The sequence below is a fragment of the Thermostichus sp. MS-CIW-41 genome (genome assembly GCF_054058915.1).
On record NZ_JBSSBO010000050.1, the window covers coordinates 1 to 21,591 of the forward strand.

A 21,591-nucleotide genomic window follows, 5' to 3' on the forward strand; every position below is an offset into this window, starting at 1 on the left:
ACGCAATCCTATCGCAGTGGAAAGAAGTTTAAGTGTGGACACTGTGGATGGGAAGGGGATGCGGATTTGAATGGTGCGAATGTGATTGCGCTTTTTGGGGCTGCTGTAAACCAGCCTAGAGGTTCGTGGTTGGCTTGCCAACTGCAGGGCTACCGTTCGCGCCAGCGGGCCGGAGGCCTTAAGCTCGCCCTGTACTGCGAAGCAGTCAGGGTCGGGTAGTTTACTTAGAAACAACTGGCAGTCGGTTGGCGCTTGTCGGATGGATCCCTTGCCCCAAAGACACCTGTGCTGAGTTAAAAAAACCTTGGCTCTCTTGGTCTAGCGCTTGAGTTGGCCCCTGCAAGGCGAGCAAGCGGGTAGCCTTTTATTGGCATTTTATTGGCAATTGTTTTACCAAAGAATTGGGTCTAAAGCCCTGCCGTTCACGGCAGCTTTTGTGCTGTACTCTAGACCAGTAGTAGAGTAGTCAACCACTTAAAAAACCCGGTAGTCCGGCGACTACGCAAGCAACCTAAATAGGTTTTGCCCTTTCTCTTCAACGGTACTTAGGGCAGAAGGGAACTGCCCCGCTTGGGGAGATGGGCACCGCTGTCGTAAAGGGGCAACCCGATACGGCAAGTGCTGTCTTGGAACCAAGAGCCAGAATCCTCTGCCTTTGGGCAGGGGAGTATGGTGACATCCTCCCGGCGCTCCTCCTGTGGACAGAGCGCGGGCCACCCTTCCCGTCAGCAGGACGGAGTCCTTACCTCGCGGTCGGGCATTCCTGCCCCACGCCACTTGTCTGGGTCTACAACCCCCGACAAAACGACTGGACAAGTGGCTTCCCTTCCCCAGCCTCCCTGGCTACTGCCAGCTCGCAAAACAAGTCTAATCCCAGGGAACGGTGCATCGGCAGACAGGATGGACTCCTGCACCCAGGAACCCCTGTCCACCGGCCAAGAGCAAGATGCTATCCACTCGTTGATTTCCGGCAAAGTGTAGTTGTATACGTCCCGGCCAATCTCCAGCCACGCCAACAGCAAGGCCTCCGTCCCGCTGACGCGAGCGGCTTGTTGGGAGGCATCTGGATCAATCCGGTGCTTGTAGGTTACACCAGCATAAGTAGGTTTTGCTACAGATTTCGCTCAGGGGTATGGCGGGGATCCCTGTATCCCGGTGCTTACCCTGCGGGTAGAGCGCAGGACTGATTGCCCCCGCACCACCGTTAGCTAAATCGTTGAGTTGCTCTGCAAGCTAAGATCGGCAAACCCTGTTCCATCGATGAGGATCCGCGTCGGCCATGATGACCGTAATGGAGTTTTTCGCCCTCAGTGCTGGGGAGTGGATGTGCCAACGCACCAGCCATCACTTGGCTTTTCGCCGCTCTGAGGGTGGGAGGTCGCGGCTACAAATTGCCACCCTTGCGGCAACCGATCCAGCAGTCATCCGGGTTTGCGAGTTGTTCAGGGTGGATCCCCGACGAGCTGTGGGAGCAGCGCGGGTGCGGTGGGATGGCGAGCAGGAGTGGGACAACGAAGAGTACAAGGGAGACGTGGTGCTGGTACCTATCCCCGATGAGACCGATCCCATGCGCGGGCAGTTGCTGCGGGATCAGGGCTACGCCGAGAAAGTACCGGTGGCCGGTACCTATGTCATGGGATCCGATGGCGCCCTTACCCTTTACACCCAGTATGAGATGACTGAGTCGGAAGAGCGCATTTGGTTTGCCAGCCCCAACTTGCGCCTGCGGGCCAGCACTGTCAAGCGGTTCGGTGGCTTCAGCATGGCTTCTTTCTGCTCCGAGGTGCGTAAACTCTCCGTCGGCCCTTCTCCCACCCCTACGGTGGCCGAATCCAGCTCTTTCCGCAGCTAGAGCGTTTTCTCCTCAACCGCAACACGGGTTGTGCCATGCACCAAGTCTTGGATCTGGGGATTAACCTGCTCCACGCCAATCAACACCAGGCCGACCACAACCGGGAGCATTTTGATGCCTGGGGAGTAACCTGTCTGAACCTCATGAGCGCGCCGGGGGCGGGTAAGACGTCTTTGCTGGAGAAAACCGTGGTCGCTCTTGCCGGCTCGCTGCGCCTGGCGGTGATCGAGGGAGACATGACGACCCAACTGGACGCGGAGCGGCTGCGTCGCTACGGGATCCCGGTGATCGCCATCAACACAGGGCGGGCCTGTCATTTGGATGCGGCCATGGTGGCCGGGGGCTTGCGGCAATTGGAAGCGCTACTGGATCCGCAGCAACTGGATTTGCTGCTGGTGGAAAATGTCGGCAACTTGGTCTGCCCGGCGGAGTTTGAGGTGGGGGAACACGCCAAGGTAGCCCTGCTCAGCGTCACAGAAGGGGAAGACAAGCCTCTCAAGTACCCGATTATGTTTCGAGAGGCGGATTGTCTACTGATCACCAAGGTGGATCTGGTTCCTGTCTTAGAGGTGGATTTGGAGCGGATCCAGGCCAATATCCGCGAGATCAACCCTTCTGTGCCGATTTTTTGTCTTTCTGCCAAGACGGGCGTCGGGCTGGAGCCCTGGCTGGGCTGGATCCGAGAGCAGATTCTCCTGGCCCAACGCCGACAGCAGCCGCAGTGAAGGGTATCATACTGGGCATCTGGCCGTGGAACTCTCCTCACCTGAGCTGGCCAGGCAGGGGATGAGTTAGCACCTCTGGCGGGTCAATTTCAGATAACGTGTGTGGATGGAAAATCCCGGCTATGGCCAATTTAAGCGACTTTGTACAGGGCATTGAGCAGTTGATCGAGCTGGCTCAGAAGCTGGATGAGAAAAAACAAAGTGGAGAACTGCGAACCGAAGTCCGCATCCAAACCCGTCCCCTGAGCAGTTCTATCCCCCCTTCCGGCTCCATCCCTCGCCGCCGCAGCCATGCCCAAACGGGGGATCCCCCCTGGAGCAGCGAGCCCCAAGTGATGTCTGCGGTTCGCTTCCAGGAACCATCCCAGGCTGCTGTGCCCGACTCGCCATCAACTTCTGCCGACCGCGCAGAGTCTTGGGCTGGGCCACGTCTCAAGGATGTGGGTGGGCTGAAAGAACAGTTGCAAATCCTGCGGGAGATGGTAGAGCTTCCCCTCAAGCGGCCCGATCTGCTGGCCAAGCTGGGATTGGATCCGCCCCGCGGGGTGTTGTTGGTGGGAGCCCCAGGCACCGGAAAAACCCTCACCGCCCGTGCCCTGGCCGAGAGCTTGGGGGTGAATTACATTGCCGTTGTTGGCCCGGAACTGATCGGCAAGTATTACGGCGAGGCGGAGGCGCGCCTGCGACAGCTTTTTGAAAAGGCGGCCAAATCGGCTCCCTGTCTGGTTTTTATTGACGAAATCGATGCCTTGGTGCCCAACCGCGCCACCGTCGAGGGGGAAGTGGAAAAACGCCTGGTGGCCCAAATGCTGGGGCTGATGGACGGGTTTGTGGCCCAAAAGGGGATCGTGGTGCTGGCAGCCACCAACCGGCCCGAGGCTCTGGATCCGGCTCTGCGGCGACCGGGGCGCTTTGATCGGGAGGTGATCTTCAAGGTGCCGGACCGGGAGGGGCGGCGGGAGATCTTGGCCATCCACACCCGCGACATGCCCTTGGCGGAGGATGTGGATCTGGACAGCTTGGCGGATCAGACCTTGGGCTTTGTGGGGGCAGATCTGCGGGGGTTGTGTCAGGCGGCAGCCTATGCGGCTTTGCGGCGGCAGGTGCCCGATTTGGGATCCCCCATCCCCGACTCGTTGACGGTCTCGGCGGCAGATTTTCAACAGGCTCTGCAACAGGTGAAGCCGGCGGTGCTGCGCTCGGTGGAGATCGAATCCCCACAGGTGAGCTGGGATCAAATTGGCGGTTTGGATCACGCCAAGCAGATTTTGCAAGAGGCCATCGAGGGATCCCTGCTTCACCCTGAGTTGTACGAGCAGGCTCAGGCCCAAGCACCCAAGGGGATCCTCCTCAGCGGGCCGCCCGGCACCGGCAAAACCCTGTTGGCCAAAGCCATCGCTTCCCAGGCTAAGGCCAACTTCATCGCCGTCTCCGGCCCGGAGCTGCTCAGCAAATGGGTGGGATCCTCCGAGCAGGCGGTACGGGAACTTTTTGCCCGCGCCCGCCAATGCGCCCCCTGTGTCATCTTCATCGACGAGATCGACACCCTCGCCCCGGCGCGAGGCAGCTACTCCGGGGATAGTGGGGTCAGCGACCGCGTTCTGGGGCAACTGCTGGCAGAGCTGGACGGGATCCGCCCCAGCCAAGGGGTATTGGTGGTGGCCGCCACCAACCGCAAGGCCAGTTTGGATCCCGCCCTCACCCGGGCCGGCAGGTTGGAGCTGCACTTGAGCGTGGAGCTGCCAGATCGCAACGGGAGACGGGAAATTTTGGCGGTTCACAACCGCAAGCGTCCCCTGGGGCCCGATGTGGATTTGCAAGGGTGGGCTGAGCAAACCGAAGGTTGGAGTGGTGCCGACCTGGCCCTGCTCAGCAACCGCGCCGCCATCGCTGCCATTCGTCGCCACCGGGCCACCTCAGAGTCGGTGGATGCCAAAACCCTGGTCATCCAACAGGAAGACTTCTGTCGGGCCTTTGCCGAGCTGCAGCAGCAACGCCAAGCCGGCTGATCCCAGCCTGAGGGCTATTCCCATCACGCCAGCGGTTCGGAGCACCTTCAAACTTTCAAAATCAAAAGACTGGGATCCCTTGCCATTCTGGTTGGCTGTGGGCGTGGGCTGACTCACCGCAGGTGCGGGGGGTGGGAAAGATCTTGCCGGGGTTGGCGATGTGCTGGGGGTCGAACACCTGCCGCACCCATTGCATGCTCTCCAGATCCGCAGGCGTAAACATTTCCGGCATGTAGCAGCGTTTGTCTGCCCCGATGCCATGTTCGCCGGAGATGCTGCCCCCCAAGCGCACGCAGAGCTTAAGGATCTCGCCCCCCAGTTTCTCCACCTGCTCCAGGGATCCCGGCACCGACTCGTCGTAGAGGATCAAGGGGTGCAGATTGCCGTCGCCAGCGTGAAACACATTGGCCACCGGATAACCGTACTCACGGCTGAGGCGCTCGATTTCCTTCAAGACAAAGGCTAGTCGGCTGCGGGGGATCACCCCATCCTGGACATAGTAGTTGGGGCTGAGCTTGCCCATGGCCGCAAACGCTGCCTTACGCCCTTTCCACACCCGCGCCCGCTCTTCTGGGTCGGATGCGACTTGCACCTGTCGCGCCCCATTTTTGAAGCACAGCGCCCTCACCTGTTGGCCGGCTTCCTCCACCTCCAGCTCTAGCCCATCCACCTCCACCAACAAAATGGCCGCCGCATCCCGCGGGTAGTAGCCCAACTGCACCACATCTTCCACGGCATTGATGCTGAAGTTATCCATGATCTCCAGGCCGGCGGGGATGATCCCGGCAGCAATGATGTCGGAGACGGTGGATCCCGCCGCTTCCACACTGTCAAAGTCTGCCAGCAAAACCTGCACTTGAGCCGGGGCCTTGACCAAGCGCAGGGTAATCTCGGTGGCAATGCCCAGGGTGCCCTCGGATCCCACAAACAGGCCCACCCAGTCGTAGCCGGGCATCTCCGGGATCTTGCCTCCCCAGCACACCACCTCCCCATCCGGCAGCACCACCGTCAGGCCGAGAATGTGGTTGGCCGTCACCCCGTATTTGAGGCAGTGAACACCGCCGGAGTTCTCCGCCACATTGCCGCCGATGGAGCAAACCGACTGGCTAGAGGGATCCGGCGCATAAAAGTAGCCTTGGGCGGCCACGGCCTGGGTAATCCAAGTGTTGATGACCCCCGGCTGTACCACCATGCAGCGGTTGTCCAGATCGATTTCCAGGATCTGCTTCATCAGGGTGGTGGCGATGACGACGCTATTTTCCACCGGCAGGGCTCCCCCTGAGAGGCCCGTACCGGATCCCCGCGCCACGAAGGGCACCTGGTAGCGGCTGCACAGCTTCACCACCTGCGCCACCTCTTCTGTTGTGCGGGGCAGCACCACCAGCGCCGGCCTTTGCCGGTAGCTGACCAGCCCATCGCATTCGTAAACCAGCAGCTCCTCCGGCTTGTTGATCACCCGCTGGGGATCCAGAATCTTTTTGAGCTCAGCCGTCAGCCTGATCCAGTCGAAGGTGAGGCCGGTTTGCAGAGGATGAGAAGAAGTTTTTGCGCTGGCAGTGCGAAGCACTTTCATAACAGTAGGCTCAGCAGGAATTTGGTAGGGGGATATTGTCACTATAGTCTTGCTGGCTCCAACAGATAGTCCATGCAGCCCAACTCCCCCAGCGCCGAACAAATCCTCAACCAAGTGCGGCAGCTCTACGAGCTCTACCCTTTCCCCCCGCAGCCCATCAGCACTGTTCCCCCGCCAGGGTGGAATTGGCGCTGGAGTTGGCCCCAGGCCCATGCCTTTTGTACGGGATCCCATCCGGGTCGGCGCAAGGTGCGCATTCTGGATGCCGGCTGTGGCTCGGGAGTGGGAACAGAATACATTGCCCACCAAAACCCCAACGCAGAAATTTGGGCCTTTGATCTGAGCAGCCGCGCCCTGGAGATTGCCGAGGCCCGTTGTCGGGCTTCCCAGGCACCGCCGGTGCAGTTTCGCCAGCTCAACGTCTACGACATCGACCAGCTGCCGGGGCAGTTTGACTTCATCAACTGCGTGGGCGTGCTCCACCACCTGCCCGATCCCGTGGCGGGGCTGCAGGCTTTGGCCGGCAAATTGGCTCCCGGCGGGCTCTTGCACCTGTTTGTGTATGGTGAGCTGGGCCGCCACGAAATCCGCCTCATGCAAAAGGCCATCCGCCTGCTGGTAACAGGTTCTGAACACCAGACCCTTGCCTCGGCGGAGCAATTGCAGAGGGGTCTCCAGGTGGGCCGTCGCCTTTTCGAGATCTTGCCGGAAACCAACCGCATCCAGCAGCAAGAACGGGCCCGCTGGGCCATCGAGAACGTGGACGATGAATGCTTCGCCGATATGTACCTGCACCCCCAGGAAGTGGACTACACCATCGAGACTCTGTTTGAATTAATCCGGGCTTCCGGACTGCAGTTTCTGCGCTTTTCCAACCCGGAGTTTTGGCGGCTGGAACGGGTGTTGGGCCAGGACGAGGCCCTGCTGGCTCAGGCGGCTCAGCTGCCGGAACCGGAACGCTATCGCCTGATCGAGCTGCTGGATCCGGTGGTAGCCCACTACGAGCTGTTTCTCGGCAAGCCCCCCATCCGCTGCTGGGAATGGACAAGCCCGGAAAGTGTAGCATCAGCCATTGCCCACCTTAGCCCCTGCCTGGGCTTGTGGCCGGGGCGGAGCATTTTCAACTATGCTTACGAAGCCATCTCCCTGAGCGAAGAAGCCTTCGCCTTTCTCCAACAGGTGGACGGGATCCGCACCGTCCAAGAGATCCAGGCTGGCCTAGAGTGCCCCCTGAGCTTTGAGCAACTGCAACGCTTGCTGCGCTGGCAAGTGCTGCTGCTGGAGCCTCAAAACTCAGTCTCCTGAGAGTTTCTCGACCCCTTTCCCTTGCCTCAGCGGGACGAACCTTGGCATTTGCCCTCTTGTTCTTCTATGGCTTATGCTAGAAGGCTGTGACCTTTAGCTCTGGCCCCGCATATTCTGGGGTTGTCATCATGCCCAAAATCAAAACCCGCAAGGCAGCAGCCAAGCGCTTCCGCCTGACCGGCAGCGGCAAGTTTATGCGTCGCAGGGCCGGGCACAACCACTTGCTGGAGCACAAAACCAGCAAGCGCAAACGCAAATCGGCCGGTGTGGCCCTGGTGGACAAGCGGGATGTGGTCAATGTGCGCCTGATGTTGCCCAACACCCACTAGCCGGGATCCCGCTCGCGCCGGCAAGAAGATTTCAGGGGCTGGCATTTACGGCAGCGATTTTGTTCGCCCTAGCGGGATGGAGTCCTTGATACCCTTCAGTTTGAGTTTGTCTAAGTTCGTATTGAGTTACCGCCATGAGAGTCAAACGGGGCAATGTCGCCCGCAAGCGCCGCAAAAAGATCCTCAAGCTGGCCAAAGGCTTTCGGGGAGCTGGTTCAAAGCTGTTCCGCACCGCCAACCAGCAGGTGATGAAGGCTTTGCGCAGCGCCTACCGGGATCGCCGCCGCAAGAAGCGGGATTTTCGTCGCCTATGGATTACCCGCATCAACGCGGCCACCCGTGCCCAGGGCCTGCGTTACCACGAGTTCATCGATGGTCTCAAAAAAGCCAATATCCAGCTCAACCGCAAAATGTTGGCCCGCTTGGCTTTCCTGGATCCAGAGGCCTTTACCCAGGTGGTGGAGGCAGCGCGCCAGTCTCGCGCCTCCTGAGGAGGTTCCGACGGCTATCCAGAAGTCCTTCCTGGCAGCCATTCTGGCCCTCGCCTGCCTGGGGAGAGGGATCCCTACTGTGGCTCGTCCTTGGCCGGAGATTGTGGATTCTGGACGGCTGCGCGTTGCCGTAAAAGACAACTTGAGGCCGCTGGGGTTTCGCACTCCCCAAGGGGATCTGCAGGGGTTTGAGATCGAGCTGGCTTGTGAGCTGGGATCCCGGCTGTTGGGCTCGGCAGAGGCTGTGGAGTTGGTGCCGGTCTCGAATGTAGAGCGGCTGCAGGTGCTGGCTGACGGCCAGGTGGATTTGGCCATTGCTCAGATCGGCATTACCCCGGATCGGGCGCGCCAGGTGGAGTTCACTTCTGCTTACTATCAGGATGGCCCCAGCTTGGTTGTGGCTCGTTCCCACAACTGGGAAAGCTGGTCGGACTTGCGGGGCGGTCGCGTTGCAGTCTTGCGCGGTTCCAGCGCCATTCCCCTGCTGAATCGATACCTGCCAGGGGTGGAGTTGGTGCCTGTCGATTCCTACCGAGAAGGGGCGGAACTGCTCCTGAAAGGGGCGGTGCAGGGGTGGGCAGCAGATCGCTCGGTGCTGGCAGGGTGGCTAGCAGAGCATCCCCGTCGCGAAAGCGCTGCGGAGCAACAGTTTCAATTTCTGGGATCCCCCTTGGCAACGGTGGGGCTGGGCATTGCCATGCCCAAGGGGCTGCAGCACGCCGAATTGCGGCTGCGGGTGCGCCGAGAACTGGAGAATTTGCGGGCTGAGGGCTGGCTGGCAGAGCGGGCCAGAGCCTGGGGGTTGCCCTAAAGTTGAGGATACTCCCTACTGATACATTTACGCTGAACACTGCTGAACATCACTGTTCAACTATGCAGCGATAGCATTCTGTTTGTTTCCAAACAGAATGGCGGTATCCCGCAAAGCTTTGAGTAGAATACCCAAAGCGCAGTTTCCGTGTCGTCTTACTACCAATTTTCTGCTTTGCTTTAGCTACCATGTTGGCAGACTCGAAAGTAAACAGAAAGATCAACTGGTAGTAATCCGTACTGAACATATTATACATCATTTTCAGTATAGTTGAGCTTATTATTGACTAGAGTCATGCTCTTGGGAAGATTTCTCTCTTGAGCAGAAAGGCGGGCTCAGTGCAGAAAGTGACGTATGCCGGTGCAAACCATGGCAATACCGGCAGCGTTGGCAGCAGCAATGGAATCGGGATCCCGAATGCTCCCTCCCGGCTGAATGATGGCGCGGATCCCTGCTTGGGCAGCCATCTCCACGCTGTCGGCAAAGGGGAAGAAGCCATCGCTGGCCAAAACAGCTCCTGCTGCTTGGGATCCCGCCTGCTGGAGAGCGATCTCCGCTGCTCCCACCCGATTCATTTGTCCGGCTCCGACGCCGAGCGTCTGCCTCTGCTTGGCGACGACAATGGCGTTGGATTTCACATGTTTGCAGACTATCCAGGCAAATTCCAGATCCGCCCACTCCTCCGGTGTGGGCTGGCGCTGGGTGACCACTTGCCAAGAAGGGGGGCTGTCGGTTTGCGTCGGTTCCTGGTCGCGACAGCGTTGCAGAGCAACAGGTGAATCGGCGTCTTGCACCAGAAAGCCCCCGGCCAGGGTGCGGATTGTTTGGGCAGGCCCCACACACAAGTCCGGCAAGATCAAGACCCGCAAGTTCTTTTTGACTGACAGTAGCTCAGCCGCTTCTGGAGTGCAATCGGGAGCCACCACACACTCCAAAAAAGGCTCCACCAGCCGTCGGGCGGTCTCTGCGTCCAAGGGTTGGTTGAGGGCGACGATGCCCCCAAAGGCCGAAACTGGATCAGCAGCCAGGGCAGCCTCGAGGGCGGCAGCCGGTGATGGGCGAATGGCCACCCCGCAGGGGTTGTTGTGCTTAACCACCACCGCCACCGCTTGTTCAGGTTGCAAGAACTCCCTCCGAGCAGAGCCAGAAGACACAGAGCCCTTCCCGTCAGTGGGCCGCGTCGCATCAGCATTGCGGAGTAACAAGGTTAACTCTGCCGCCAGGGCACGGGCCGCCTCCAGATCCAGCAGGTTGTTGTAGCTCAGCTCCTTTCCCTGCAACTGCTTAGCCCGGTGCCAGCCGGGGGCAGCCGGATCCGTCACATACCAAGTGGCAGCTTGATGGGGATTTTCCCCGTAGCGCAGGCGTTGCCACAGGATCCCTTGCAGTTGAAACCTGTCTTCAGCGGCAGCTGCGGAGGACTGGGAGGGACCTGCTAGCTCCAGGCGAGCCAGATAGGTGACGATGGCGCGGTCGTAGGCCAGCACCTGCTCAAAGGCCCGACGAGCACACTGGAAGCGAAACGCCAGCCGCTCTGTTTCCCCATAGGCCCCGGAGAGCAGTTGCAAATACTGGGGGTACTGGCTGGGATCCGTCAGCACCGTAACGTAGGGATAATTTTTGGCTGCCGCCCGCGCCAAAGTGGGCCCGCCGATATCGATCTGCTCAAAAGCTTCCTCCAGAGACACTCCTGCCTGGGCCACTGTCTGTTCAAAAGGGTAGAAGTTGACCACCACCAGTTGGATGGGAGGGATCCCCAGCGCCTCTAGGTCTGCCCGGTCTTCGCTGCATTCCAGGCGGGCCAAAATGCCGCCGTGGATGCGGGGGTGCAGCGTCTTCACCCTTCCCCCCAAGATTTCCGGCGCGCCAGTGTGGGCAGAGACAGGGGTGACCGGGATCCCAGCTTCTGAGAGCGCCTTGGCGGTTCCCCCACTGCTGAGCAGTTGAAAGCCATGCTCTTGCACGAGGGACTGGGCCAGCGGGATCAGTCCGGTTTTGTCGGATACACTCAACAAAGCCAACGGTACAGAATCCTGGTCGCGACAGGGTTGCGGAGCAACAAGGGACATCGGACGGCGTTACCCAATAGAGATTCAGAGGAAAAAGCTGGCCAGCGCTCTCACAGCATACCCCGAAAGCTGGACCCTCTTGTCCAGCCACCTGGTTCATATCGTTCGCATCAGCGGTGCGGAGCACAATGGTGTTCAAAAGTGAACAGAGCCCGTTCGCGCTGCTCGGACGGAGTCCTCTCAGGAATAGTCTGCTTCGCCTCTAACCTGATCCTGCCGAGCCTGTTCCCGTTCCCGGTTAAGGCGGGCCACCTGGGCCTCCAGATCTTGAATACGGTGCAGCAACTGCTCGATTGCACGCCCCACCGGGTCAGGCATGAGATGGTGATCCAGGTCAATGCCATGGGCGGGGATGCGGCGCTGATGGGGCGGGATGACCGCACGGCCTGGGATCCCAACCACCGTCATGCCGGGAGCTACATCCTGAATCACGACCGCGTTGGCTCCGATACGAGCTTTTTCCCCAATGCGAACCGGCCCCAGAATCTTTGCCCCCGTGCCGACAATCACCCCATTTTCCAGGGTGGGATGACGTTTGCCCTTGTTCCAAGAGGTACCCCCCAAGGTGACCCCGTGGTAGAGGGTAACATCATCGCCAATTTCTGCCGTCTCACCGATCACCACCCCACAGCCGTGGTCAATGAAAAAGCGCCGCCCAATCTTGGCTGCCGGGTGGATTTCAATCAATGTGAAAGAACGAGCCAAGAAGCTGAGCAGCCGCGCTAGGAAAAACCAGCGCCGTTTCCACAGCCAGTGGGCGATGCGGTGCAAAAACAGAGCATGCACACCGGGATAAGTGAAGATGACCTCCCAGCGATTGCGTGCTGCCGGATCCCGATCGAAGACACAATCAACATCCTCCCAAAATTGCTGCCAGAACCCCAGTTTTGGCTCCGGCTTGCCAGCAGGGAGAGAATTGCCCTCCCCCGTTTTGGGGCTTTCCACCGCCGACTGCTCGGCCTCCGTCAGCATGAATGGTCTCCGTTTAGGAACCTCCACTCCCCTTTTAGCACTTTTTGCCGGCAGCAAGGAGAGATCTCCAATCGCGCCAAGGGAGCTCCTCGCGCAACTCTCCACTGGGTCGAGCTCAAGCAAATTGCCTTCTGCCCTAGCCTTTACCCAACTGTTGAGCCACCAGTTGTCCAATAGCTTGGGCAGCTCCCGGCTTGCCCCCCAGCCGCTGCAGTTCTGTCTGCATTTGCTGACGGCGCTGGGGATCTTCCAACAGAACTCGCATTTGCTCGGCCACGGCCACCGGGCGCAAGTGGCCCCGCAACTCCGGTACCACCTCTCGCCCTGCCCAGATGTTCGGCCAAGCCAAGTGACCTAGCCAACGCAGAGCAATCCTATTGAAGACGCGGGCCAGCCAAGTGCCCAAGCCTGGAAGGCGGGTCAACAGGCCAAGAATCCCATCCCAGGCGCGCATTGCCTCCAGCTTGTTGGTAGGGATCACCACAACCATCGGCACCCCCAAATAGGCCAGCTCGGCGGTGTTGGCGCCAATGGTGGTCAGACAGAGATCACAGTTGGCCAGCACAGAATAGGCAGGGAAGCTTGTCCACAATTGCACCGTGCTGCCAAAGGGGGTAACAAACTGGGATCCCAGATTGGTCTGCTCCAGAATGGCTGAGGTGCCATAGATCAAAGCCATATCGGGATTGAGCTTGGGATGGGCATAGGCTGCCAACGACTGGGGGGTTTGTCCTGGGGCGACCGGGATCACAAAGCGGACATTCGGCAGCATCTGTCGCAGCTCATCGGCCACAGCCAACACCAATGGCACCCCCAAGAAGAGCTTGGCTGGCTTGGAGCCTGGGAGCAGCCCCACCTGATAGTGGGTGCGGTTCTCATCGCTCAGACGCTGCCAGCCGCGCGGTAGCAATTCTTCAAAGGCCTCCGGCCCGCTTACGCGAAAGGCCTCCGGCCCGCTTACGCGATCGGTGAAGCGGTTCCCCACTCTCTCTGGCGCAGTTCTTACAGGCTCCCCCTCGCCGATGGAGCTGGGAGATGCATCTTGGAGCAGGCCAAAGGCTTGGGTTGGGGAAGAAAAGCCTGCCGTGGGTTTGGAGGCAGCGGCAGGAGATCTGCTGCCAAGCCAGCCGGAAAGGGGCACCCCCGGCAAATAGACAGCGCTGGCTACGCCATCCGCCATCAAATCCCCGACAACGTGCATCTTGTGGGCCCAAGGGTGGCCCAGCAGCCGTCCGCCATCGTAGCGGCGTTTGATTGCCTCGGTTCGCACGGCGAAAGCATGTACCCAAGGCCGCCAACGAGGTTGATGCTCAGCATAGACTACCAGCCGATAGCGCAAGCGACGAGCAATCCAGACGGCAAAAAACTGATCCCCCCCCAGAAACAGCACCACCCCTCGCTTGGCCCAATTCCAGGCTTCTTCGGTTTGGCCAGTAAGCAAAAAAGCCAGAAAAAAATCGGGATCCTGCACCCGATCCACGTCGACGAACGCTTGCGCTATCTTCATCTCTTGCCCGGAAGCATGGGGGCAGGGGGACAGCACCAGGGAGAGGCGTGCCTGAGGCAGTTGCTGGCGCAATTCCATCACCACCGGACGCACCCAGGTGGTCAGCTCTCCAGGGCCGTTTGAGAGGATAAGGATGTCATAGGGAGGCTCACCGCCGCTTAGTGGGGCCATCGGAGGCTAGGATTCTTTAATTTCCTTTAATTATCGACCCATTCTACCGTTTGCCTTTGGCCCTGGGCCGATCCCTGCTACTGGGGATCCCTTCCCAAAGAGGCAGCTCTGACGTAGGTCGAGGGGCAAGGCGCCCCTGTTGGAAGAGACCTCTGGCCCTGCCAAGGGATCCTTTAGGCCAGCAGGGATCCGCCGATCATCCCCGCCAGCAGAATAAATCCTTGCACCACGTTTTGGCCGAAGATGGCCGGGTACAGGGTGGGAGGAGGATTCCTTCGGTGAAGCTGCCAGGTTTGCCGGCCCCAGAGGACAGTGACGATGGCCAAGCTGACAAAATAAACTCCATGCAACCGTAGGCTGAGGCCTACCCCCAACAGCGCGATGGCAGTGCCCAAAAAAAACAGCCCCACCGCCGTCGGCGTCCGCTGCCCGAAAAAACGGGCGCTGGAATGGATCCCGGCCCGCTCATCGTCCTCCCGATCCGCAAGAGCATAGACGGTATCAAATCCCAGTGTCCACAACACCGTGGCCAGCCACAGCCAGCCCAGCCCCTCTTCCCACAGGGGTGTGTTGGCATCTTGGCCGCTCACCGCCGTCCAACTGATGAGCACGGCAAATCCCCACGCCAGAGCCAGTACCAACTGCGGCACCGGAAACACCCGCTTGGCCCCCGGATAGAGCAGGATCACCGGCACCGCCGCCACACAGAGGGCAAAACTGACCGGGTTGAGGAAAAGCGCCAGCCCTGCCGCACAGGCCAAACTCACCACCGCCATCAGGATCCCGACGCCAACGGTCAACTCCCGGCTGGCCAACGGGCGATGGCGGGTGCGCTCCACCAGCGGATCCAAATCTCGATCCCAAAGATCGTTGATGACACAGCCTGCCCCACTGGCAGCCAGGCTGCCCAAAATGATGATCCCGACCAACGGCCAAGGGGGTGTTCCCCGTCCGGCCAAAAAAGCTCCCCACAGAGCCGGGATCATCAAAATCAATCGCCCTGCCGGCTTATGCCAGCGCAACAGCCGCAGAATGGCTCCGCCAGTGGCCCAGAGTGCAGAAGGGGAAGCAGACATAACCGGTTTCCGGCCAATCGCGACAGCGGGACGGAGTCCTTAAAGCGTGAGTTGCCGTTCGCGGGAGGGGTGCAGAGCACCATGAGGCGTGGGTAGGGGCGGCTCCACATTAGAGATCTTAAATCAATCATCCTGAATTGCAGGTTTTTGGAATCCTTTCGGTTCCATTCGCCGTCTCAAGACCTTGGGCAAGTCAGCTAGAAATCGCAGGAGCCCCGCACTGTACCCGTAGGGTCAGTGCCGGGAGGAATGCGAGGTTACAATAGAACCATGACCCAAGTCCTGACCGTCTCCTGCAAGCTCAAGGTAGCCCAGTCGCAAGCCGCAAAGTTCGATGCGACAATGGATGCCTTTGTGCAGGCGTTGAACTGGGTCAACCAAAACACACCAGAAAAAGTAGTCAACGCAGTCAAACTCCAATCCCTTTGCTACTACGAGATTCGAGCCCGGTTTGGCTTGTCCAGTAACTTGGCTCAACAGGTGTGCAGACGGGTAGCGGGTTCCCGCAAAGTGGCTAAGCAGAAAAAGCGTCCCGTCAAGGAGTTTAAGAGCGGCTTTGTTACCTACGACGCCCGTATCTTTTCGTTCCGTCAAAAAGACTGGACGGTGTCGCTGACCACGGTGGAAGGGAGAGAACGCTTTGAACTGGCCATTGGCAACTACCAGCGTGGGATGCTGGCTGGTTCCAACCCCAAATCTGCCACCCTGGTCAAGCGCAAAGATGGCTCCTACTACATCCAGATTTGCGTAGAGGAAAAAACACCCAAGCAACAAGATACCGACAAGGTGATCGGGGTGGATTTGGGCAGGACGGATATTGCTCATACATCGGAAGGAGATCACTGGAATGGACAGCAGTTGAGCAGAGTCCGAGAGCGCTACTCCCGGTTGAGGGCGGTACTCCAACGCAAAGCCAGTAAGGGCACACGCAGTTCGCGGCGCAGATGCAGAGAACTGTTGCAACGGCTGTCTGGCAAGGAGAGGCGCTTTCAGGCGTGGGTCAATCATCGCATCTCCAAAGCTATTGTCTCCAGGGCAAAAGCTACCAACAGCGCTATTGCCCTGGAAGACCTGACAGGGATCCGGGAAAGGGTCAATCAACAGCCACGCAGCAAAGCTGAGCGCCGCAGAACCAATAACTGGGCGTTCTACCAGCTTAGGATGTTCGTGGTCTACAAGGCTGCCATTGCCGGAGTACCTGTGGTGCTGGTTCCGCCTGCCTACACGTCGCAGACCTGCCACCGGTGTTTGCACATCCATCCCGATCCTACGCAATCCTATCGCAGTGGAAAGAAGTTTAAGTGTGGGCACTGTGGATGGGAAGGGGATGCGGACTGGAATGGAGCCAACATGATTGCTAAACTTGGGGCTGCCGTAAACCAGCCTAGAGGTCCGTGGTTGGCTTGCCAACTGCAGGGCTACCGAAAGCCCGCCCTGTACTGCGAAGCAGTCAGGGTCGGGTAGTTTACTCCGCCCCTGTTCTCTTTATTGGCCTGCCCTGGAAGTTTGATATCCTATCGGGGGGCTGCTGTTGAAGGTGGCGGCACTTGCCCTTCTCACCCTGTGAGGCTGTTATCGCTACGTGACGCTTCCGCGTTCGTGACGGCGGTGCGGAGCACTTGCGTGCAGGCGCAACGGAGTTCTGTATGGAAGCAACCCTCTCCATGACTGGTTCACTTCCTCAAGCCAAGGAAGCTGCTTCCCATCTGGAGACCCTGCTGGTGGTGGATGACGAGGATGCCATTCGGGAAACGGTTGCCCTGGCTTTAGAAGAGCAGGGGTATCAGGTTTTACAAGCCGCTGATGGTCGGCAAGCCCTTGAGATGGTGCATACGGTTGAGCGGCTGGATTTGATGATCTTGGATTTGATGTTGCCCAGCTTGAACGGTTTGGATCTATGCAGGCTGCTGCGCAGGGAGGGCAACACGATTCCCATCTTGATGTTGACGGCCAAAAGTAGCGAAACCGACCGCGTGGTGGGCTTGGAACTGGGGGCCGACGATTATCTGACCAAGCCCTTTGGTATGCGGGAGCTGATCGCCCGCTGTCGTTCGGTGTTGCGCCGGCAACAACTGGCCCAAGCCAGCGATGCCACGGTGCTCCGTTACGGGGATCTGTGTATGTTTACCCAGGAGTGCCGCGTGTTGGTGCGGGGCGTCGAGGTGAGTTTTTCCCCCAAGGAATTTCGCCTGTTGGAGCTGTTTATGTCCAATCCCCGCCGCGTTTGGACGCGGGAACAGCTTCTGGAGCGCATCTGGGGATCCGACTTCATGGGCGACAGCAAGACCGTCGATGTACATATCCGCTGGCTGCGGGAAAAATTGGAGCTGGATCCCAGCAACCCAGAGTATTTGGTGACGGTGCGCGGCTTCGGCTATCGCTTCGGCTAGTCTTTTTGCTGGCCACGCCACCGGCGGGCAAAAGAGAGCGCCTCGGCACGAGTTTGAATCTGCCCCCAAGCCTGCGCCTCCTGGAGGTCTTGCAGCAACTGGCCTACCCAGGGGCCGGGTTTGGCCCCCAAGCTGTGCAGCAGATCGCGGCCATCCAGCAGGGGCACCAGATGGGCCAGGGGATCCTGGGGGTCTTCGTAGCGTTTGAGCCAAGACTCCAGCTTTTGAGGGTCGCCGCCCGTAGCCACCGCCAACAGCGCCAGGCCACCGAACAGGGATCCCGCCTGTTGATAAAGCCGCCACTGTTGCGCAGGGGTGGGGGAGTCCGTCAGGAGAAGCTGAAGCTGAGGCAGAAGATGGTGTAGCTTTTGGATGGCCCGCATTTCCGCTCGGCTGAAGCGCAGCCGCTCCAGCTCGGTTTCCACCCTTTCTGCCGTTCGCGTCAGCAAGACAGAGTCCTCAGTTCCCGCTGGATCCCACAACAAGGCCGCCAGCACCACTGCCAGCAGCCTGCCGCGCCCTTCGCGTGAGGATGTCAAGGGCTGGGCCAGCTCTGCCAGCGTGCGGGGATAGAGCGGTTGCCAGCGCCCGGCCCACTCCCACACGGCCTGAGCTTGAGGGAAGCCCGGACTTTCCGGTTTCAGGTGGGGCAGCCAAGCCTGCAGCAACCCCGCCGCCACCGCCGCCTGTAGGTGAGCCAGCCCTGGGATCCCTGCCTCCAACAGGGCCACTACCTCTGCCCGCACCCGTTCTGCCGCCACATTCGCCAAAAGGGGAGCCCGCTCCCGGATCGCCTCTTGCGTAGCCGGATCCAGCACAAACCCCAGTTGAGCTGCCTGTCGATAACCCCGCAACAGCCGCACCGGATCGGCGCTGAGGTTGTCGGGGTGGATCATGCGCATCCGGCCCTGGCGAATATCGGCTTGTCCGCCCGTGGGATCCAGCAGTTGCTCCCGTTGCAGATCCAAGGCCAGGGCATTGCAGGTGAAGTCCCGCTGCCTCAGATCCTCCTCAGGGGTGGATCCCGCCTGCAGCCCCACGTCCACGGTCAACTTTGCCAACACAATGCGGGCAATCTGCCGTTCGGGATCCAACACCACAAAGCCTGCCCCCAGCCGTCGCGCCACTGCCGCTGCCCAGCCCACGGGATCCACAGCGCACATCAGGTCCAAATCCACCGACGCTGAGGACTCCATCCCACCGTCGCGAGCGGGATCCCCAGCAGCACGGCCCTGCAGCCAAGCCAGGTAAGCATCCCGCAGGGATCCCCCTACCCAATAGCTTTCCTGCGGCAGCCACTCTTGGGGGAAAGGCAGCCGTTGGTAAAAATAGGTCAGCAGCCACTTCGTCAGCAAGGCTTTCCTCGGGCCTAGGGTCATTCCTAATCAAGACTTCCTGTTCGCGTCAGCGGTGCGGAGCAACGAGAGGAGTGAGAAGTGAGGATTGAGAAGTGAGAGGTGAGAAGTGAGGATACGCTCTCTTTGCTCTCTGCTCTTTTCTCTCTTGAGGGGGGATTGCTTATGGATGTGCAGGCAGCGCCCTCGTCTGGTCGCGTCAGCGTTGCAGAGCAACAATGAGCAGAGCAACAATGAAATGCCTGGCGTTCTTCCCTACCGCTCCAGCAGCGAGCTGCCCACAGCAGCAGGGACAAAGGCAGGAGCTGCCAAGCCTGGAGTGAGCAGATGAGGCCGCACCAGCGCCGCCAAGCCAGCAATGAACAGAGGGTCGGTATTCAAGGCGGGCACACGGCGAAAATCGGCAATCCCAGCTCGATGGGCCAGCTCCCGATACTCGATGTCGATCTCCTGCAGGGTCTCGATGTGCTCCGACACAAAGCTAATCGGCACCACCAGCAACTGCTTCACGCCTCGGGAGCCCAACTCCAGGATGACCCGTTCGGTATAGGGTTGCAGCCACCGCACCGAACCCACCCGGCTTTGATAGGAGAGGGTGTGGTCATTGGGGCGTCCCACCTGCTTCCAGATCAGCCGCACGCAGGCTTCCATTTCCCGTTGGTAGGGATCCCCGGCCTCGGTGACATAGCTTTCGGGAATGCCATGGGCGCTGAACAGTACATGCACCCCTTCGGGCTCGGCAAATCCATCCAACTGTTCCCGAATTGCTCTGGCCATCGCCTGCACGTACTGAGGCTGATCGTACCAAGAGTAGATCTGGCAGCGCTCGATGTGGGCCAGCTCCGGATCCTCAGCCCAGAGCCGATCCAGCAGCTTAAAGCTGGATCCCGTCGTGCTGATGGAATACTGCGGGTAGAGCGGCAGCACCACCAAGCGGGTGATCCCATCCGACTTGATCTGCTGCACCACCGACTCGATCAACGGATGCCAGTAGCGCATGGCAACATACACCGGCACGTCATAGCCCTCAGCCACCAGGTGGGCCTGCAGTTCTCGCGCTTGCTCAGCAGTAATGCGCCGCAAGGGGGATCCCCCCCCAATGGCCGCGTAGTTGCGGCGGGATTTTTCGGCCCGCAGTGTGGAGATGGCCCAGGCGAAGGCCCGCTGCAAGAAGGGAAACGGCAGCCGGATCAGCTCGGGATCGGCAAACAGATTGTAAAGAAAGGGCTGCACATCGGCCTGGGCCTCTGGCCCCCCCAAGTTCAGTAGGAGCATGCCGCTTTTGGACATAACAAGGCTCATTGCGTTGGCGGTATGTTTCTTTATCCACTATCCCACAGCGGGAAAGTGACCTTAAGTTTTTTTGCAGTCTTTCTCAGCTTTCCCCTCAGGAGAAACCACCCGCACCCAAACCTACAAGTCCAATCCGGAGACTCCGTCCCGCTGTCGCGAACAAAGTCCAAAAAGGGATCCCCACCCACTGCAGGGATCCCCGGCATCAACACCCCATTGCCGCTAAGGAGCAGAGCGCTGTCAGAACTCTTGACCGCGGTAAACCCGCTGCAGGGCCGGAGTGACCGGATAGCAATCGACATCGGCCAGGCTCAACTTCAAGCGCAGCGCATTAAGAAGTCTCCAGTAGGGGGGCACAAAAGCCTTTTCAGGGATGGGTTGGGCGGTAGGAGAAGGATCCCCAGGTCGGGCAACCGTCTCCATGGGGCAGCCGCGGTAGCGGAGCGGACGGGATCCGAGGTGAGCTGAGCGCAGATCTCGGCTGGGATCCACCGTCAAGCCGCGAAACTGGATCGCCCCCGGACGAGAGGCTTCCCGATAGCGCAGATAGCCTGCCCACACCTGGGCAATCCACTCCGGCAAAGCTTCGGGCCGAATGTGATAGCGCTCCGGCAACAGACGGTCGTTGAGAAAACCCATCAGCCCAGACCAAACTTGCCAGAGAAAAGCTCCGACAACGCCAGCAGCGGGAGACAATGAAATCTTCATGGTGGAAGCTGAAAAATGTAAAGAACCCAAAAAACCGCTATGCAGCCAGGATTTGCCGTTGATTATACCAGCCCAGATGCATCGGAACGCTCACCCTGAACCTTTTGGCCTCGAGTTTTTCTGCTCACTGGAAAGCAGAAGCCGGCTTGCGGCCAAGCGCGTTGAGCCACCCAAATCCATCGACTACAATAGGCCCAAGGCTTGGGTGTTGCTTTCTCTCTCTGAATCTTTAGCTGGTGGGGATCCTGGAAGCGCACCGACAAGCAAACTTCACTTCAATGACCACTGCACCTAATAGGGATCGACGGATTATGACCTGGCGCGGCGACATCACTCCCATCAATCGGCTGTGGGGATCCCTTCCCTACCTTTTGCCTTTGGTATCGGCTCTGCCCTTGGGCTTTTTGCCCTCTGGGTTGTTTCAATCTCTGCCAGGGCTGATCCCCATTTTTGCGCCTCTGTTTCGTCTGGTGCCCCTGGCCACGGGCTGGCTGGGAATGGGGGTGTTTTTGGCTCTGCTGTTCCTGGTGATCCGCAACACCCGCGTAGCCCATTTTGTTCGCTTCAACACCATCCAGGCGCTCTTGCTCAACATTGCCTTGTTCTTGGTGCAGGTGCTGATGCAGGTGTTCGGCATGCTCTTTGGCAGCCTTGGTCTGGCGGCGATGGTCAGCATTTTGGCCACCACGGCTCTCTTGGGGGTGATTGCCATCACCGTCTACGCCTGGGTGCAAAACATTCGCGGCCACTACGCCGAGGTGCCGGTGCTCTCCGATGCCGCCTATGCCTGGATTCGCTACTAGTTGTCAAGTCCCTGCGGGTCTGGTTGCCGATTTGCCGACCTCATCGGAGCCTAAGCCAACTGATACATTTACGCTGAACACTGCTGAACATCACTGTTCAACTATGCAGCGATAGCATTCTGTTTGTTTCCAACCAGAATGGCGGTATCCCG

The 21,591-nt window shown here is 59.5% G+C and carries 18 protein-coding genes and 1 pseudogene; 11 read left to right on the forward strand and 8 right to left on the reverse strand.

Translation table 11 applies throughout. From position 1 onward, the window contains the following. The 4 genes and pseudogenes from ACVWXE_RS12145 to ACVWXE_RS12160 all read left to right on the forward strand — a co-directional run. Nucleotides 1-219, forward strand: a pseudogene (locus ACVWXE_RS12145) (RNA-guided endonuclease TnpB family protein); the annotation flags it as partial. 1,063 nt (nucleotides 220-1,282) lie between these two features. Next, complete coding sequence (locus ACVWXE_RS12150) at nucleotides 1,283-1,852, forward strand: phycobiliprotein lyase (protein WP_011434381.1); 570 nt, start codon at nucleotides 1,283-1,285, stop codon at nucleotides 1,850-1,852. 35 nt (nucleotides 1,853-1,887) lie between these two features. Beyond that, complete coding sequence (gene hypB / locus ACVWXE_RS12155; RefSeq protein WP_457490425.1) at nucleotides 1,888-2,577, forward strand: hydrogenase nickel incorporation protein HypB; 690 nt, start codon at nucleotides 1,888-1,890, stop codon at nucleotides 2,575-2,577. 122 nt (nucleotides 2,578-2,699) lie between these two features. Continuing rightward, nucleotides 2,700-4,586 carry an AAA family ATPase gene (locus tag ACVWXE_RS12160; protein ID WP_457490426.1) on the forward strand — a complete coding sequence of 629 codons (1,887 nt, stop codon included), beginning with the start codon at nucleotides 2,700-2,702 and terminating at the stop codon, nucleotides 4,584-4,586. A gap of 61 nt (nucleotides 4,587-4,647) precedes the next feature. Here ACVWXE_RS12160 and glcD read toward each other — a convergent pair whose 3' ends face one another. Continuing rightward, a complete protein-coding gene (gene glcD, locus ACVWXE_RS12165; RefSeq protein ID WP_457490427.1) occupies nucleotides 4,648-6,159 on the reverse strand; it encodes a glycolate oxidase subunit GlcD in 1,512 nt (503 codons plus the stop codon). Between the two features lie 72 nt (nucleotides 6,160-6,231). Here glcD and ACVWXE_RS12170 point away from each other — a divergent pair, with 72 nt between their 5' ends. The 4 genes from ACVWXE_RS12170 to ACVWXE_RS12185 all read left to right on the forward strand — a co-directional run bounded on the left by ACVWXE_RS12170 (nucleotide 6,232) and on the right by ACVWXE_RS12185 (nucleotide 9,095). Beyond that, a complete protein-coding gene (locus ACVWXE_RS12170; protein ID WP_457490428.1) occupies nucleotides 6,232-7,464 on the forward strand; it encodes a class I SAM-dependent methyltransferase in 1,233 nt (410 codons plus the stop codon). Nucleotides 7,465-7,592: 128 nt separating this feature from the next. Further along, the gene (gene rpmI / locus ACVWXE_RS12175; protein ID WP_457490429.1) at nucleotides 7,593-7,793 is read left to right on the forward strand and encodes a 50S ribosomal protein L35; all 201 of its coding nucleotides are present in this window, start codon (nucleotides 7,593-7,595) and stop codon (nucleotides 7,791-7,793) included. A gap of 134 nt (nucleotides 7,794-7,927) precedes the next feature. Then, on the forward strand, nucleotides 7,928-8,284 hold the full coding sequence (gene rplT / locus ACVWXE_RS12180; protein WP_011434388.1) for a 50S ribosomal protein L20: 357 nt from the start codon (nucleotides 7,928-7,930) through the stop codon (nucleotides 8,282-8,284). A 79-nt stretch (nucleotides 8,285-8,363) separates the two neighbouring features. After that, entirely contained in the window at nucleotides 8,364-9,095 is a 732-nt protein-coding gene (locus tag ACVWXE_RS12185) for a transporter substrate-binding domain-containing protein (RefSeq protein WP_041436884.1), read from the forward strand. Nucleotides 9,096-9,430: 335 nt separating this feature from the next. Here the strand turns inward: ACVWXE_RS12185 and purH are convergent, their stop codons facing one another. The 4 genes from purH to ACVWXE_RS12205 form a co-directional block, all read right to left on the reverse strand. Further along, complete coding sequence (purH, locus tag ACVWXE_RS12190; RefSeq protein WP_457490430.1) at nucleotides 9,431-11,164, reverse strand: bifunctional phosphoribosylaminoimidazolecarboxamide formyltransferase/IMP cyclohydrolase; 1,734 nt, start codon at nucleotides 11,162-11,164, stop codon at nucleotides 9,431-9,433. A 180-nt stretch (nucleotides 11,165-11,344) separates the two neighbouring features. Then, complete coding sequence (gene cysE / locus ACVWXE_RS12195; RefSeq protein WP_414424610.1) at nucleotides 11,345-12,136, reverse strand: serine O-acetyltransferase; 792 nt, start codon at nucleotides 12,134-12,136, stop codon at nucleotides 11,345-11,347. 136 nt (nucleotides 12,137-12,272) lie between these two features. Next, the gene (locus ACVWXE_RS12200) at nucleotides 12,273-13,814 is read right to left on the reverse strand and encodes a hypothetical protein (RefSeq protein WP_457490431.1); all 1,542 of its coding nucleotides are present in this window, start codon (nucleotides 13,812-13,814) and stop codon (nucleotides 12,273-12,275) included. Between the two features lie 173 nt (nucleotides 13,815-13,987). Continuing rightward, nucleotides 13,988-14,890, reverse strand: coding sequence for a 4-hydroxybenzoate solanesyltransferase (locus ACVWXE_RS12205; RefSeq protein WP_457490432.1), 903 nt, complete (start codon nucleotides 14,888-14,890; stop codon nucleotides 13,988-13,990). Nucleotides 14,891-15,160: 270 nt separating this feature from the next. Between ACVWXE_RS12205 and ACVWXE_RS12210 the strand changes: the two genes are divergently transcribed. Both ACVWXE_RS12210 and ACVWXE_RS12215 read left to right on the forward strand, forming a co-directional pair. Further along, on the forward strand, nucleotides 15,161-16,354 hold the full coding sequence (locus tag ACVWXE_RS12210; protein ID WP_457490433.1) for an RNA-guided endonuclease InsQ/TnpB family protein: 1,194 nt from the start codon (nucleotides 15,161-15,163) through the stop codon (nucleotides 16,352-16,354). 200 nt (nucleotides 16,355-16,554) lie between these two features. Then, complete coding sequence (locus tag ACVWXE_RS12215) at nucleotides 16,555-17,280, forward strand: response regulator (RefSeq protein ID WP_457474177.1); 726 nt, start codon at nucleotides 16,555-16,557, stop codon at nucleotides 17,278-17,280. Here ACVWXE_RS12215 and ACVWXE_RS12220 read toward each other — a convergent pair. The 3 genes from ACVWXE_RS12220 to ACVWXE_RS12230 all read right to left on the reverse strand — a co-directional run bounded on the left by ACVWXE_RS12220 (nucleotide 17,277) and on the right by ACVWXE_RS12230 (nucleotide 20,636). Then, nucleotides 17,277-18,635, reverse strand: a complete 1,359-nt coding sequence (locus tag ACVWXE_RS12220) for a CCA tRNA nucleotidyltransferase (RefSeq protein ID WP_457490434.1) — start codon at nucleotides 18,633-18,635, stop codon at nucleotides 17,277-17,279. The two genes, ACVWXE_RS12215 and ACVWXE_RS12220, sit on opposite strands and share 4 nt — an antisense overlap. A 255-nt stretch (nucleotides 18,636-18,890) precedes the next feature. After that, complete coding sequence (gene hemH, locus ACVWXE_RS12225) at nucleotides 18,891-19,925, reverse strand: ferrochelatase (protein WP_457490435.1); 1,035 nt, start codon at nucleotides 19,923-19,925, stop codon at nucleotides 18,891-18,893. Between the two features lie 243 nt (nucleotides 19,926-20,168). Continuing rightward, nucleotides 20,169-20,636: a hypothetical protein gene (locus ACVWXE_RS12230; protein WP_457490436.1), complete on the reverse strand. Its 468-nt coding sequence runs from the start codon at nucleotides 20,634-20,636 to the stop codon at nucleotides 20,169-20,171. A gap of 278 nt (nucleotides 20,637-20,914) precedes the next feature. Between ACVWXE_RS12230 and ACVWXE_RS12235 the strand changes: the two genes are divergently transcribed. Next, complete coding sequence (locus tag ACVWXE_RS12235; RefSeq protein WP_457490437.1) at nucleotides 20,915-21,439, forward strand: Tic20 family protein; 525 nt, start codon at nucleotides 20,915-20,917, stop codon at nucleotides 21,437-21,439. Nucleotides 21,440-21,591: the final 152 nt, after the last annotated feature.